This window comes from Paratractidigestivibacter sp. (genome assembly GCF_052362415.1).
Classification (GTDB): Bacteria; Actinomycetota; Coriobacteriia; order Coriobacteriales; family Atopobiaceae; genus Paratractidigestivibacter.
The window spans coordinates 992-1377 of the sequence record NZ_DAWEMK010000200.1; the positions used below are offsets into that span (position 1 = coordinate 992).

Genomic DNA, 386 nt, shown 5'->3' on the forward strand with positions numbered 1-386 from the left:
CGCCGCCGAGGCCGCGACCCTGCCGCAGACGTGGCTGCTGGGCACCTACAAGAAGATGCTCAACGACGGCAACAAGTACGACGCGAGCATGGGCGCGGTCAACGAGATAACGAAAGACCCCGACGGCGACAAGCCCACGGTCTGGCAGTCCGCGCAGCTGCAGATGGCCCCGCTCACGGAGTACCTGCGCCAGCTCGCTTGCCAGATGTCGGCCGTGACCAACGTGCCGGTGAGCTTCTTCGGAGTGTCCAACGACAACCCGTCCTCCTCGGACGCCATCGCCGCGTCCCTCGAGCCCCTGGTCATTGACGCGAAGAACCTCAACCGCGACAACGGCACGGCCCTGCGTAACGTGGCGTACATGGCGCTCGCCGTGGCGAACGGCA

General features: G+C 66.3%; 1 pseudogene. It reads left to right on the plus strand.

Annotation, left to right across the window (positions count from 1 at the left end):
* Positions 1 to 386 (plus strand): annotated as a pseudogene (locus tag ACT84W_RS10910) (phage portal protein); the annotation flags it as partial.